General features: G+C 66.0%; 15 protein-coding genes. 7 read left to right on the top strand and 8 right to left on the bottom strand.

Annotated features, from left to right (window positions below; genetic code table 11):
* Positions 1-176: GNAT family N-acetyltransferase (locus Mlute_RS16155; RefSeq protein ID WP_147371071.1), on the top strand; the 176-nt coding region annotated here is incomplete at its 5' end.
* Here Mlute_RS16155 and Mlute_RS10835 read toward each other — a convergent pair.
* From Mlute_RS10835 to Mlute_RS10855, 5 genes are read right to left on the bottom strand one after another with little or no spacing between them, the layout of a single operon-like run.
* Positions 173-1,324, bottom strand: a complete 1,152-nt coding sequence (locus Mlute_RS10835; RefSeq protein WP_119360662.1) for a pyridoxal phosphate-dependent aminotransferase — start codon at positions 1,322-1,324, stop codon at positions 173-175. The genes Mlute_RS16155 and Mlute_RS10835 overlap by 4 nt on opposite strands.
* Before the next feature lie 41 nt (positions 1,325-1,365).
* Entirely contained in the window at positions 1,366-1,890 is a 525-nt protein-coding gene (locus Mlute_RS10840) for a DUF402 domain-containing protein (RefSeq protein ID WP_119360663.1), read from the bottom strand.
* 1 nt (position 1,891) lies between these two features.
* Complete coding sequence (locus Mlute_RS10845) at positions 1,892-3,208, bottom strand: TldD/PmbA family protein (RefSeq protein ID WP_119360664.1); 1,317 nt, start codon at positions 3,206-3,208, stop codon at positions 1,892-1,894.
* A gap of 11 nt (positions 3,209-3,219) precedes the next feature.
* Positions 3,220-4,614, bottom strand: coding sequence for a TldD/PmbA family protein (locus Mlute_RS10850; protein ID WP_119360665.1), 1,395 nt, complete (start codon positions 4,612-4,614; stop codon positions 3,220-3,222).
* Positions 4,615-4,655: 41 nt separating this feature from the next.
* Positions 4,656-5,210: a glycerol-3-phosphate acyltransferase gene (locus Mlute_RS10855; protein WP_119360666.1), complete on the bottom strand. Its 555-nt coding sequence runs from the start codon at positions 5,208-5,210 to the stop codon at positions 4,656-4,658.
* A gap of 249 nt (positions 5,211-5,459) precedes the next feature.
* Between Mlute_RS10855 and Mlute_RS10860 the strand changes: the two genes are divergently transcribed.
* The 4 genes from Mlute_RS10860 to carA are packed head-to-tail and all read left to right on the top strand — an operon-like array spanning position 5,460 to position 9,795.
* Positions 5,460-6,653 (top strand): argininosuccinate synthase, encoded by a 1,194-nt coding sequence (locus tag Mlute_RS10860; protein WP_119360667.1) that lies wholly within the window; start codon positions 5,460-5,462, stop codon positions 6,651-6,653.
* Between the two features lie 8 nt (positions 6,654-6,661).
* Positions 6,662-8,056 carry an argininosuccinate lyase gene (gene argH, locus Mlute_RS10865; protein ID WP_119360668.1) on the top strand — a complete coding sequence of 465 codons (1,395 nt, stop codon included), beginning with the start codon at positions 6,662-6,664 and terminating at the stop codon, positions 8,054-8,056.
* The gene (locus tag Mlute_RS10870) at positions 8,053-8,607 is read left to right on the top strand and encodes an N-acetyltransferase (protein ID WP_119360669.1); all 555 of its coding nucleotides are present in this window, start codon (positions 8,053-8,055) and stop codon (positions 8,605-8,607) included. The genes argH and Mlute_RS10870 overlap by 4 nt, the downstream gene beginning before the upstream one ends.
* Positions 8,608-8,628: 21 nt before the next feature.
* Positions 8,629-9,795, top strand: a complete 1,167-nt coding sequence (gene carA, locus Mlute_RS10875; protein ID WP_119360674.1) for a glutamine-hydrolyzing carbamoyl-phosphate synthase small subunit — start codon at positions 8,629-8,631, stop codon at positions 9,793-9,795.
* Here the strand turns inward: carA and Mlute_RS10880 are convergent.
* Complete coding sequence (locus tag Mlute_RS10880; protein ID WP_245958940.1) at positions 9,792-10,454, bottom strand: hypothetical protein; 663 nt, start codon at positions 10,452-10,454, stop codon at positions 9,792-9,794. The genes carA and Mlute_RS10880 overlap by 4 nt on opposite strands.
* Positions 10,455-10,503: 49 nt before the next feature.
* On the opposite strand from Mlute_RS10880, the gene Mlute_RS10885 reads away from it, so the two are divergent.
* Entirely contained in the window at positions 10,504-10,830 is a 327-nt protein-coding gene (locus tag Mlute_RS10885; RefSeq protein ID WP_119360671.1) for a DUF4160 domain-containing protein, read from the top strand.
* Entirely contained in the window at positions 10,827-11,744 is a 918-nt protein-coding gene (gene holA, locus Mlute_RS10890; protein WP_119360672.1) for a DNA polymerase III subunit delta, read from the top strand. Before Mlute_RS10885 ends, holA begins: the two co-directional genes overlap by 4 nt.
* Here holA and Mlute_RS10895 read toward each other — a convergent pair.
* Both Mlute_RS10895 and Mlute_RS10900 read right to left on the bottom strand, forming a co-directional pair.
* Positions 11,741-12,700, bottom strand: a complete 960-nt coding sequence (locus Mlute_RS10895) for a calcium/sodium antiporter (RefSeq protein ID WP_119360673.1) — start codon at positions 12,698-12,700, stop codon at positions 11,741-11,743. The two genes, holA and Mlute_RS10895, sit on opposite strands and share 4 nt — an antisense overlap.
* A 38-nt stretch (positions 12,701-12,738) precedes the next feature.
* Positions 12,739-13,056, bottom strand: a 318-nt coding sequence (locus tag Mlute_RS10900) for an N-acetylmuramoyl-L-alanine amidase family protein (RefSeq protein ID WP_147371072.1), incomplete at its 5' end; no start/stop codon positions are given.

A 13,056-nucleotide genomic window follows, 5' to 3' on the forward strand; every position in this document is an offset into this window, starting at 1 on the left:
GTCGGGGCCTGGGGCGGGCCCTGCTGGGCGCTGCGGCCGAATGGGCCTTTGCCCAGCCCACCGTTGACCTCCTCCGGGTGCGGGCCCACGACCACGAGAAAGCTGCTCAGACCCTCTACCGGGGGCTGGGTTTTCGGGAGGAAAGCGCGGTGGTAACCTACGCTATGGAGCTCTAGAGGATGGCCGCGATGCGCTCCAGGGCCTTGCGGATGTTCTCCTCACTGGTGGCGTAGCTGAACCGCACATGCCGGGGGGCGGCAAAGTCGGTGCCCGGAACCACCGCCACCCGGGCTTCGCTGAGGAGCTTGAGGGCGGCCTGGTTCTCGTCGGGGTCTATGCGCGACACGTCCGAGAGCACGTAGAAGGCCCCGCTCACCCGCGGGGTGGGCAGGCCCAGGGCGTTGAGGCCTTCCACGATGATGCCCCTTCGGGCCCGGTAGGCCTCACGGGCCATGGTGATAAAGCGCTGGGCTTCCTCCACGTTGTTTAGGGCTTCCACCATGGCCCACTGGGCGATGGTGTCGGGGCTGGTGGTGGACTGGCTGGAAACGTCAATAATCCCCTTGATGACCTCCTTGGGGCCGCCCGCGTAGCCGATGCGCCAGCCGGTCATGGCGAAGGCTTTAGCCGCGCCGTTGACGGTGATGGTGCGCTCAGGAGCTACCCGGGCAGGGGAGAAGTGCTCGCCCTCGTAGATGAGGTGCTCGTAGATTTCGTCAGAGACCACGTAGAAGTCGTATTTCTGGGCTAGCTCGGCGATGGCCGTGAGCACCTCCTTGGGGTAGACCGCGCCGGTGGGGTTCCCAGGGGAGTTGACCACAATGGCCTTGGTGCGGGGGGTTACCTTGCGCTCAATGTCGGCGGGGTCGGGGATAAAGCCCGACTCGGGGCCGGTTGGCACCTCCACCGGCACCCCCTCGGCAAAGCGCACCATCTCAGGGTAGCTAACCCAGTAAGGGCCGATGACGATTACCTCATCCCCGGGGTTGAGGATGGCCTGGAAGAGGTTGAAGAGGGCCTGCTTGCCCCCTACCGTGACCACGGTGGCTTCTGGGGGAATCTCCAGCCCGTTTTCCCGCTTGAACTTTGCGCTGATGGCCTCCCGCAGCTCTGGGATGCCGGCGGGCGGGGCATACTTGGTCTTGCCCGCGGCCAGGGCCCGTATGGCCGCCTCCTTGACGAACTGGGGGGTATCAAAGTCGGGCTCCCCGGCGGTCATGGCGATGAGGTCCACTCCCTGCCGGCGCAGCTCCATGGCTTTGGCGTTCACCGCCACGGTGGCGGAAGGCTTCAAGGTCTGGACGCGGTTGGACAGGCCTCGCATACCCGTAGATTGTCCCCCGCCAGGGGTGTGGGGTCAAGCCCTCAGACCCGCTCCAGCCACTCCCCGCCTTGCGCCGGCGGACGCACCGGCCACGCCCCCCGCCGCATATGGGCCTCCACCTCCTCCACCGCTTTTCGGACCTTTTCCACCCATTCGGGCGGGTAGAGCGGGAGCTTAGCGCTGAACTCCTCTAGGTCCAGGGTCTGGCAGGTATGGTCGGCTTTGCAGCGCAGGTCTATCTCTAGGTCGTACTGCCAGATGCGTTCCTCCTCAAAGCGCGGGGGGGTCTGGATGTTCCAGTAGTACTCCAGCACCCGTCCCTGGGCGTCCAGGTCGGGCCCCCCTGAGTACCAGCGGCCCACGAAGAAGGCCACATAGGCCTGGTGGGGCACCTCCACCACGCGCCCTTTGCTGTGGTGGTGGAAGCGGAAGCCGATAGGCATGTGGACCAGCACCCCCTCCTCCCGCAGCTCGGCCACTTCTGCCTCCCACCAGTAGTGCAGGGTGTGGCCGGGGTATTTCCAGAACTCAATGCGCAGGGACTGCCCGATCTGGTACCCCAGCATCCTAGGCCCCAGCGAAGGAGAGCTCGGCCACCTCCACCATGGGCGAGCCCACGACGCCCATCATGGGGTTCCACTCCAGCTCCGTGCCCAGGGCCGTGATGGCAGAAAGGAGCTCGAGGAAGTTCCCGGCCACGGTAAAGTTCTCCACCGGGTAGGCCACCTCACCCCGCTCCACCCAGAGGCCCAGGGCCTGCAGGCTGAACTCGCCCGAGATGGGGTTGGCCCCGGCGTGCAGGCCCATCAGGTCGGTGACCACAACCCCGTTGTCCAGCCTCACCCCCTGGCCCGGCTCCACGAACAGGTTGGTGGGGGCCACGCCCAGCACCCCTTTGTAGCTGCGGGCGGCGTGGCCGGTGTTCTCCACGCCCATTTTGCGGGCGGTCTCGGTGTTGTGGGCAAAGGTGCGCAAGACCCCCCGCTCAATCAGCACCGTGCATTTGGCGGGGGTGCCCTCGGCGTCGAAGGGGCGGGAGGCCAGCCCACCTGGGAGGGTAGGGTCGTCTATCAGGGTGAAGATCTCCGAGGCCACCTTTTGGCCGATTCTGCCGGCCAGCAGGCTCTTGCCCTCCAACACATTTTTGGCCGAGAGCATAAACCAGCCCATCAGGCCCAGCAACTGGGCGAAAGCCTTGGGCTCAAAGTAGGCCTTGTAGCGCCCGGTCTTGAGGGGGCGGGCTCCCAGCAGCCTGCCGGTGTTTTGCAAGAACACCTGCGCGGTGCGGCCTGGCTCGAGGGCGTGGAACTCCTTGGCCAGATCGAACTCGTAGCCCTGCTTGAGGCTTTGCCCCTGGGCCATCACCGCGCTGGTTAGGAGCAGGGCGTAGCCATTGCGAAAGGCCCCAAAGACCCCCCGGGTGGAGCCCAGGGTGGCCTGGGTTTCGTACTCGGCATAGCGGGTCATCTGCACCTGCTGGACCCGGGGGTCGGCCCGCAGACCCGCCTCCAGGGCCAAGGCCTTTTGGCGCTTCTGCTCCAGCGGGGCCGAAAGCCCCTCGCCCAGCAGGTCGTGCTGGCCCAGCGCCCCCCCTGCCGGCAAGAACCCCCCCGTCTCCGACTGCAAGAGGGCGTTCTCGCGGGCCTCCTGCAGGACCCAGTCCAGGGCCTCGGGGGTCAGCTCCTCGGTGTAGGCGTAGCCGGTCCTGCCCGCCACCACGGCCCGCACGCCCACCCCGCCCTGGCTGGCCTGGGTGATCTCCTCTATTTGGCCCTCCCGGGCCTGCACAGCAAGCTCGCGGCTTTTTACCGCCAGCACCTCGAGCTCCAGCCCCAGCTCCCGGGCCCTCTGCAAAAGGTAGTCCCTAGCTTCCTCAAAGGTCATTGTGCCCTCCCTCAGGCCTGACCCCCCACCACAATCTCCGAGATGAGCAGGTGGGGCTGGCCCACCTCCACCGGCAGGCTGCCCGAAAGCGAGCCGCACATGCCGGGGCCCATCTCGAGGTCGTCCGATACCGCCACAATGCGCTTTATGCTCTCGGGGCCCTTGCCCACCAGCATGGCCCCCCGCACGGGCTCCTCTATGCGCCCATGGCGGATGATGTAGCCTTCCTTGACGGCAAAGTTATACTCCCCCGAGCCAGGCCGCACCTGCCCGCCGCCCATGTCGGCGGCGTACAGGCCGTACTCGATGCCCTCGAAGAGCTTTTCCTTGGGGGTCTTGCCGGGGGCAATGAAGGTATTGCGCATGCGGGAGGTAGGGGCAAAGGTGTAGTCCTGGCGCCGGCCCGAGCCGGTGGGTTGGTATCCGGTGAGGAGGCTGCCCCAGCGGTCTACCATGTAGCTTTTGAGCACGCCGTTCTCGATGAGCACGGTGCGCTCGGTGGGCCGGCCCTCGTCGTCAAACTCGGAGGAGCCCCAGCCGTGAGGAGTGGTGCCGTCGTCTATGTAGGTTACGCAGTCGGCGGCTACCTTCTCACCCAGCCGGTCGGCCAGGACGCTGGTTTTGCGGGCGACCGAGGTGGTCTCGAGCAGGTGGCCCAGGGCCTCGTGGAAGATGACCCCCCCGAAGCCGTTGCCGATGACCACCGGCATGGTGCCGGCCGGTGCGGGCTTGGCCCGCAGGTTGGTGAGGGCTTGCAGCCCCGCCTTGCGCCCTACCTCGGCAGGGGGGTAGCGCTCAAAGAGCTCGAGGCCCACCGATAGACCTGGCCCGGCCACCCCGGTCTGCAGGCCCCCCTCGTCCTGGGCGATGGCGGTTACGTAAAGCCGGGTGCGCACCCGGCGGTCCTCGCACCAGACGCCTTCGCTGTTGGCCACCAGCACCTCCTGCTCCCACTCTAGGAGCTGGGTCTGTACCTGCTTGATCTGGGGGGCCACCCGGGCCCCGGCCTCGGCCTCTAAAAGGCGCTCCAAGCGGTAGTGCTTGTCCTTGGCCGAAAGGGGCACCGCTGGGGCGTGCAGCCCCTGGGCCACCGACTTGCGGAAGTCAAGCCCGCCCCGTCCGGCCTGGTCTACTTGGCCGGCCTGGCCTTTTAGGCGCACCAGGGTTTCGCTGAGTTCCAGCAGGCCCTCTGGGCTCAGATCGTTGGTGTAGGCGTAGACCACCTCGGTGCCGTAGAAGAGCCTGAGGCCTGCCCCGTACTCTATTCCGCTGGTGGCCTCCTTCACCTCGCCCGAGAGCACCCGCAAGGCCCGCCGCCGCCAGCGCTCCACGTAGAGCTCGGCAAAGTCGGCCCCTCCTCTTCGGGCCTGTTTTAGCAGCTCGCTAACCAGCGCTTCGTCTAGCACCCTACCTCCTCCAAAGCTAAGCTTACCAGCCTGCAGGCCCCTCAGGGCTGGCGGTTCCAGTCCGCTAGGTGCTTGAGGATGACCGGAACGGCCACCCCAAAGCCGAACCAGAGATAAGCCAGGCTCGCCCCCAGCGAGCTCGAGGCCAGAGGGAAAGCCAGCGCCGAAAGCAGAACGCTGCGGTAGGGGTGGCGGGTGAGCAAGTAGGCCAGCCCGAAGGACCCCAAAGCCGCTCCCAACAGCGCCGGGTGGACTGCGAAGAGGACCCCTAGGCTGGGAGCGATGCCCTTACCCCCCCGCCCCAGGAGCCAGACCGAGTAGCAGTGGCCCCACACCGCCAGGCACCCTCCCAGGAGCCCCCCCCCAGGGTGCCGGGCTAGGAACTCCCCTAGGGCCACCGCCATCAGGCCTTTCCCGATGTCCAACGCCAGCACCATAAGCCCTGGCACAGCCCCCAGCACCCGCCAGGCGTTGCGGGCGCCGATGTTGCCCGAGCCCTCCACCAGCAGGTTTTTGTTCTGCAGGATTCCAAACCAATAGGCGAACGGCAGCGAGCCCAGCAGGTAGCCGGCCAGCCCGGCATACATCCACTCCATGGGCCCAGGCTACCAGATGGACCTCCCGCGGTTGGGATTATGCAGATGGTCGCCCCTAACTTTTGGAATAAAAATGCGGACGATTCAGCGGTTTGCAGGGTTCCAGATCGGATTTAGTAGCTTGACTGGCCGGGGAAGCCCTCGTATACTTATGCGATGCGTTGGGGCCGGACGGTGGTTGTGTCCGCCGGGGCAAGGTTGTAGTGTATGGCTTCGCGCGGGGCGTTTCCCCGGCCCAGAGGTGAGTGAATGAAGATCGTGCTTGCGTACTCCGGCGGCCTAGACACCAGCATCATCCTCAAGTGGTTGATTGAGAACTACAACGCCGAGGTCATCACCTTCACTGCCGACATCGGCCAAGGCGAGGAGGTGGAGGAAGCTCGGCAGAAGGCCCTGAGGACCGGGGCTTCCAAGGCCTACGCCTTGGACCTGCGCGAGGAGTTCGTGCGGGACTTCGTCTTTCCCATGATGCGTTCCGGGGCCCTGTACGAGGGCTACTACCTGCTGGGCACCTCCATTGCCCGCCCCCTCATCGCTAAGCACCTGGTGCGCATCGCCCAGGAGGAAGGGGCCGAGGCCATTGCCCACGGGGCCACCGGTAAAGGCAACGACCAGGTGCGCTTTGAGCTCACTGCCTACGCCCTCAAACCCGACATCCGGGTCATCGCCCCCTGGCGGGAGTGGAACCTGGTAAGCCGCCCGCAGATGATGGAGTATGCGGCCCTGCACGGAATACCGGTGCCCACCACCTTGGAAAAGCCCTACAGCGTGGACTCCAACCTGCTCCACAACTCCTTTGAGGGGGGCATCCTGGAAGACCCCTGGGCCGAACCCCCAGCCGGAATGTTCCGCATGACCCGGGACCCCTGGGACGCCCCAGATGAGCCTGAGCTGGTGGAGCTGGAGCTCGAGGGCGGCGATGTGGTGGCGGTGAACGGTGAGCGCCTCTCCCCCGCCAGCCTTCTGGCCCGACTCAACGAGATTGGAGGGCGGCACGGGATTGGGCGGGTGGACCTGGTGGAGAACCGCTTTGTGGGCATGAAGTCGCGCGGGGTCTATGAAACCCCGGGGGGGACCCTCATCTACCACGCCCGGCGGGCCGTGGAGAGCCTCACCGTGGACCGAGAGGTGCTGCACCAGCGGGACCAGCTTGGGATTAAGTACGCCGAGCTGGTCTACAATGGCTTCTGGTTCGCCCCCGAGCGAGAGGCCCTGCAAGCCTACATGGACCACGTGGCCAAGACCGTGACCGGAACGGTGCGCTTCAAGCTTTACAAGGGGAACATCATCATGGCGGGCCGCAGGTCGCCACTCTCGCTTTACGATAAGAGCCTGGTCTCCTTTGACGAAAAGGGCGGCTACAACCAGGCCGACGCCGAAGGCTTCATCAAGCTAAACTCGCTGCGGCTTAGGGTGCGGGCCAAGGCCCAGCCTAAGGATTAGGAGGAGCGTTGAGCCAAGGGGCGCAGAAGACCTGGGGGGGGCGCTTCAGCGAAGCGCCCAGCAAGATCGCACAGGAGTTCAACGCCTCCTGGAGCTTTGACCAGCGCCTGGCCCTGGTGGACATAGAGGGCTCGCTGGCCCACGCGGCCATGCTGGCCCGGCAGGGCATCCTGGGACCCGAGGAAGCCGAGCAGATCCGCCAGGGCCTTCTGAGCGTGCGGCAGGAGATACTAGAGGGCCGCTTCCCCTGGCGCGAGGAGCTCGAGGACGTGCACATGAACATAGAAGCCCGCCTCACCGAGCTGGTGGGCCCGGTGGGAGGCAAGCTCCACACCGCCCGCAGCCGCAACGACCAGGTGGCCACCGACCTACGGCTGTGGCTGCGGGGTGAGTTCAGCGCCTTGCTAGGGGAACTCAAGGCTTTGCGTAGGGTGCTGGTGGAGGAGGCCGAAAAGCACCTCGAGCCCCCCCTCGTGCTGCCCGGGTACACCCACTTGCAAAGGGCCATGCCGGTGCTCCTTTCCCACTGGTTCTTGGCCTACTACGAGATGCTGACCCGCGACGCGGGGCGTATCCAGGACGCCCTGAGGCGGCTCAACGAGTCCCCTTTAGGGGCAGCGGCCCTGGCGGGAACCGGTTTTCCCATTGACCGCCACTTCACTTCCCAGGCCTTGGGTTTTGACCGGCCCATGCGCAACTCCATAGACGCAGTGGCCTCGCGCGACTTTGTTTTGGAGGCCCTGGCCGCCCTGACCATCGGCCAGGTCAACCTTTCCCGGCTGGCCGAGGAGATAGTCCTCTACTCCACCTTTGAATTCGGCTTCGTGACGCTGCCCGACGCTTTTTCCACCGGCTCCTCCATCATGCCCCAGAAGAAGAACGCCGATCACGCGGAGCTTATCCGGGCCAAGGTGGGACGGGTGCTGGGGGGCTTTGTGGCCCTGGCCACCCTGACCAAAGGGCTTCCCCTGGCCTACAACAAAGACCTTCAGGAGGACAAGGAGCCCCTTTTTGATGCGGTGGACACCTACCGGGCCTCGGTCCGGCTTCTTGCGGCCATGCTGCCGGGGCTCCGCTGGAACCGCGAGGCCATGGCCCAAGCCGCCGAGTCGGGTTTTTCCTTGGCCACCGAGCTGGCCGACTATCTGGCCCTGCAGGGGGTGCCCTTCCGGGAGGCCCACCACGTGGTGGGGCGGCTTGTGCGCCACTGCGCCGAGGCGGGCAAGGAGCTTTGCGACCTGAGCCTCGCCGAGCTGCAGGGATTCCACCCCCTGTTCGGCGAGGAGGCCCTGGCCCTTACCCGCTTGGAGACCGCCATCCACCGCCGCAAAAGCTATGGGGGCACCGCGCCCGAGGCGGTTCGGGAGGCCCTTCGCCAGGCCAGGCTCGAGGTGGAGACATGAGCGACCTCATTGAACTGGGCACCACCCTTTTGCCCAAGGTGCGCCGCGAGGCCAATGTAGAGCTGCGCAAGGCCCGCATAAAGGACGTGGAGCAGATCTACCAGCTCATCAAGTACTGGGCCGAGCGGGGCCTGATGCTGGTGCGCAGCCACAACCACCTCTACGAGAACCTGCGCGACTTCTTTGTGCTCGAGGATGAGGACGGGCACATCGTGGGCAGCGGAGCTTTGCACATCCTGTGGCACGATATCGCCGAGGTGCGGGGGCTGGCCATTCACCCCGAGCGACAGGGGCAGGGTCTGGGCCGCTGGATCGCCCTGGCCGCCGAGCGGGAGGCCAAAGACCTGGGTATTCCCCAGATTTTCGCCTGGACGCTTCAGGTTCGGTTCTTCACCAGCCTGGGCTACCACGTGACCACCCGCGAGGCCCTGCCGCCCAAGGTCTATGCCGAGTGCAGCGCCTGCCCCTTCTACGACAACTGCCGTGAGATAGGGGTCACCAAGATACTGAGCCCGGAAGAGGCTTACAAAAGGCCTACTGCCGGCTTTTAGGATGGAGTGGGGGAGCTTGAGATGAGAGAGCGCGCAGTGTTGGTGCTGGAGGACGGGACCGTCTACCACGGCTACGCCTTTGGGCACCGGGGCAAAAGCGTGGGAGAGGTGGTCTTCAACACCGCCCAGACCGGCTACCAGGAGATTCTGACCGACCCTAGCTACAACGGGCAGATTGTGGTGATGACCTACCCCCACCAGGGCAACTACGGGGTGAACGTCTTTGACATGGAGAGCAACCGGCCCTGGGTGCGGGGCTTTGTAGCCCGGGAGTTTAGCCGCTACGCCGCGGGCCCCCGGGCCCAGCAGAGCCTGGAGGAGTTCCTTCAGGACACCGGGGTGGTGGGGCTGGAAGGCATAGACACCCGGGCCTTGGTGCGCAAGATTCGCGAGGGAGGGGTGCTGAAGGGGGTCATTGCCCATGCCAGCCACTTCGGCTCACCCGGCTACCGTTTCACCCCCGAGGACCTTTCGGCCCTGCGGGAGGAAGCCCGGCGCTGGACCGATATTGACGGGCGCGACATGACCCCCGAGGTCTCTACCCCGCTGCCCTACCAGTTTCCCACCTTCAAGGGCTCCCGCCGGGTGGTGGTGATGGACTTCGGCATCAAGCACGCCCAGATGCGCTACATGGCCGAGCTGGGGTTTGAGCTGATTGTGGTGCCGGGGAAGACCAGCCCCGCGCAGATTATGGCCCTGGAACCCCACGGCCTATTTGTGAGCAACGGCCCCGGCGACCCCAGCATGCCCCGCTACGCCCACGAGACCCTCTGGAAGCTGATGGGCCTGCTGCCTACCTTCGGCATCTGCCTGGGGCACCAACTGCTGGGCCTGGCGGCGGGGGGGCGCACCTTCAAGCTTAAGTTCGGCCACCGGGGGGCCAACCACCCGGTCAAGAACCTGCTCACCGGCAAGATTGAAATCACCAGCCAGAACCACGGCTACGCTGTAGACCCCGACTCCCTCAAGGACTTCAAGCCCACCCACATTAACCTCAACGACGGAACCCTGGAGGGCATGGCCCACCTGCGCTACCCGGTCTTCAGCGTGCAGTACCACCCCGAGGCCTGCCCCGGCCCCCACGACTCCCTCTACTTGTTCCACCGCTTCTTGGAAGAGGTGGACGCCTTCAACGGGCTGACTGGCCTTCCGGTGGAGAAGCAGCGGGTGGGCAGCTTAGGTGTCTAAGGGGCCTCTAGCGCGGCCTGGTACAGCGCCAGCCGCTCGAGCCGCACCAAGGGGATGGCCCCCTCGGGATGGCCCCAGAGGCCCAGCTCCACCGGCCCTCCTGTTCCCTGGCGCAGGAGGCTCTCGAGCCGGCTCGAGCGGGCCGCCTGGCGCAGCCTTTCCCGGTAGGCCAGAAGGACCTCGGGCGGGCGGGTGGGCCGGGAGGCCGCGTCCCCGGGGTGAAAGCCAAAAAGCAGCTCCAGGTCGTTGTCGTACCCGTCGCCGTCGGAGTCCAGCCCGTCGCGGGTGGCCTCCGCGAGGGCCTGGCGGACCTGGGCCGGGCTGAGCTGGAAGATGCTCTTGCGCTCGGTGCCCTCCATCCCGGTCAGGATGCGCTGCGCAGCGGCCTGGTAGTCCTGGCCAAAGGGGTTGAAATTGCCGCCGTGTACGGCCCCCAGGTGGCAAAGGGCGCAGGTGGCCTGCTTGGGCTCCAGGTGGTAGCGCACCGCCAGTTCTTGTAAGCAGGGCACCCCGAAGCGCAGTGGAGGGGTGGCCGCGGGAATCAGGCCCAGCGCATCGGTGTAGCGGCCCCGCTCGCGGAAGAGATCGCCTAGGCCGCGCCAGCTATAGAAGAAAAACCCCGCCAGAAGGGCTAGGGCCAGAAGGAACCGCAGCCGCACCACCCCCATTTTACGCGCCGCCTCTGGCCCCAGGCGGTAGACTAAAGCTGTGCTGACCCTTTTGCGCCGCGCCGGTTTCCGCTTTTACGTCAAGTCAGGCAGCGCCCAGGAAAGGCCGCACGTCTACGTGACCCGGGATGGCCAGGCCTGGGCCAAGTTCACCCTGGACCCAGTAGGCCTGGTGGTCAACAACGGCCTGCCCCGCAACGAGCTCAACCGGGCCCAGGGGATGGCCATGGAGCTCGAGCCCCAGCTCTTGCAACTTTGGTGGGACTACGCCAAGACCCAAGGGGTCCGGCCCCCTGAGGAGGAGGAAGACCTCCAGAAACCCACCCCGCCTTCTCCCCCGCCCGAGGCCGAGATGCCGGCGCAATGATTCTGGTATTCACTGGTGAGCCATTCCTGGCCCGTGAGGCGCTCCTGCAGGAGGCCCAACTTCAGGGTCTACCTCCCCGGCTGGTGCCCCCCGACCCCGCGGTGGTGGCCCGGGAGGCCCAGGGGGGGCTGTTTGGCCCGGGGGGGGCCCTGGTGGACCTGCGTGAACTGGCCGAGACCGAGTGGAAGCCTTTGCGGGAGGTGCTGGAGGCCCTGCCCCGGGGGGCCTTGGTCCTGCTCCTGGACCCCAAGCCGAGCGCTTCTCGCAGCCGCTGGTACACCGAGAAAGCCCAAAGGCGCGACCACCCCACCCCGGGCCCCCGGGAGCTGGCCCAGTGGGTGGCCAACCGCGCCCGCCACCACGGGCTGAAGCTGAGCGGGGCGGTTGTTTCCTACCTGGCCGGGCTGGTGGGGGGCAGGGAGAACCCCATGGGCCTGGAGGCCCTTGACCAGGAACTGCGCAAGCTCACCCTGGCCGCTCCTCCCCTCACCTTGGAGAGGGTGCAGGCCCTGGTGGCCCTGGAGCCCCCCCTCTCGGGCTTTGAGTTGGTGCGGGCCACCGCCGAGGGCCGGCTTGCCCAGGCCTTGCGCCTAGGGCAAGAGCTTCTGGGGCGGGGGGAAGACCCCTTGCGCATCCTGGGGGCCCTTTCCTGGCAGTACGTGCGGGTTGCCCGGGCTTGGGCCCTCCTGCGGGATGATCCCCTCCTCGGTGAGGGAGGCCTGGCAAAGGCCTTGGGTCTTCATCCCCTGGCTGCCAAACAGGTCTTGCTGCTGGCTAAGGGGATGAGCGGTGAAGCGGTGGGGCGGGCCCTGGAAATTCTCTTGGAAGCTGAGCAGGCTGCAAAAACTGGAAAGGACCCTCGCCTGGCCCTGGAGCGGGCAGTGGTGGGGCTTTGTTCCCTTTTGGGTGGCTAGGCCCCTTGGGCGCCGCGCAGGAGCCAGGCGATGTAGAGGGCATACAGACCAAGAAAAACCCCACCCTCACGGCGTCCTAGGCGCAGCCCTGTGGCCAGAAAGGGCCAGAGCAAAAGGCTGGCCCCGAGCATGACCCACACATCCCGCCACACGCTCTCCCATAGGAGGCCTATCGGCTTCACCAAGGCCGTAGCGCCCAGAATGCCTAAGATGTTGAAGATGTTTGACCCCACGATGTTGCCTAGCGCAATGTCCGGTTCGCGCCGCAGCGCGGCGGTGATGGAGGCCGCCACCTCGGGTAGGCTGGTGCCCAAAGCGACCACCGTAAGGCCAATGGCCAGCTCGGGTAGCCCGAAGGCCTGGGCCAGGGCAACCGCTCCTTGGGTGAGGACGCGGGCCCCTACCCCTAGGAGCACCAGCCCCAGCGCTACCCCCGCATAGCTCTTCCAGCTTGCCTTGGGGGGTTGCCCGTACTCCTGCTCAAACTCACCCTGCACCTCGGGGGTTTCACCTTCTTTGAACAAGAACCAGAGGTAAAGCGGAAGCAGCAGGAGCAGAAGGAGCCCCTCGCCTCGTCCGATCTGCTGGTCGTAAAGCAGGGGAAAGAGCAGGAGCGTGGCCCCAATCATGATGGGCATCTCCCGCCGGATGAACTGGGCCTGGGTCCTTATGGGCTGGATTAGGGCGGTGAGCCCCAGGATGAAAAGGATGTTTAGGATATTGGAGCCCACCACGTTCCCAAGGGCGATGACCGGGCTACCTGAAAGGGCCGCCGCTAGGCTGGCAGCCAGCTCAGGGCTGCTGGTCCCAAAGGCCACCACCGTAAGCCCCACCACCATGGGGCTTACCCCCCAGCTTCGGGCCAGCACCACTGCGTTCTTGACCAGAGCTTCTCCGCCAAAGTACAGGAGGACTACGCCCAAAGCAATGAGCAGGAGGTTTAAGGCCCAGTCCATGCCCAGTAGGGTAGCAGACGGGGCCGGGCATCACCAGCCTAGGGTCTGGGTTCCAGCGGGTGGTCGTTTTCCAAGTAGGCGAGCACCCCTTGGGCAAGGCCGTAGGCCAGCCGGTCTAGGTAGTGGGGGTCAAGGAGGTTCAGCCCCTCTAGGGGATGGCTAAGGTAGCCTACCTCAACCAGAACCGCGGGTACCGTGGTGTAGCGCAGCACGTAGAAATCCGCGCTGCGCACCCCCCGATTGAGGGCTGCGGTGGTGCCCAGCATGTGGGCCAACACACGGCTGGCCAGGTTGCGCGAGAGCTCCTGGCGGCGCGGAGAATCCATCGGTGGGGTGGGGGAGGGAAGAGAGGAGGG

Origin of the sequence: Meiothermus luteus (assembly GCF_003574085.1) — a bacterium.
Taxonomy (GTDB): Bacteria; Deinococcota; Deinococci; order Deinococcales; family Thermaceae; genus Meiothermus; species Meiothermus luteus.

Bases quoted from the DNA above. Each gene is read 5' to 3' on its own strand.
- Mlute_RS10835 (WP_119360662.1), bottom strand. From the start codon at position 1,324: ATGCGAGGCCTGTCCAACCGCGTCCAGACCTTGAAGCCTTCCGCCACC.
- Mlute_RS10840 (WP_119360663.1), bottom strand. From the start codon at position 1,890: ATGCTGGGGTACCAGATCGGGCAGTCCCTGCGCATTGAGTTCTGGAAA.
- Mlute_RS10845 (WP_119360664.1), bottom strand. From the start codon at position 3,208: ATGACCTTTGAGGAAGCTAGGGACTACCTTTTGCAGAGGGCCCGGGAG.
- Mlute_RS10855 (WP_119360666.1), bottom strand. From the start codon at position 5,210: ATGGAGTGGATGTATGCCGGGCTGGCCGGCTACCTGCTGGGCTCGCTG.
- Mlute_RS10860 (WP_119360667.1), top strand. From the start codon at position 5,460: ATGAAGATCGTGCTTGCGTACTCCGGCGGCCTAGACACCAGCATCATC.
- Mlute_RS10870 (WP_119360669.1), top strand. From the start codon at position 8,053: ATGAGCGACCTCATTGAACTGGGCACCACCCTTTTGCCCAAGGTGCGC.
- carA (WP_119360674.1), top strand. From the start codon at position 8,629: ATGAGAGAGCGCGCAGTGTTGGTGCTGGAGGACGGGACCGTCTACCAC.
- holA (WP_119360672.1), top strand. From the start codon at position 10,827: ATGATTCTGGTATTCACTGGTGAGCCATTCCTGGCCCGTGAGGCGCTC.
- Mlute_RS10895 (WP_119360673.1), bottom strand. From the start codon at position 12,700: ATGGACTGGGCCTTAAACCTCCTGCTCATTGCTTTGGGCGTAGTCCTC.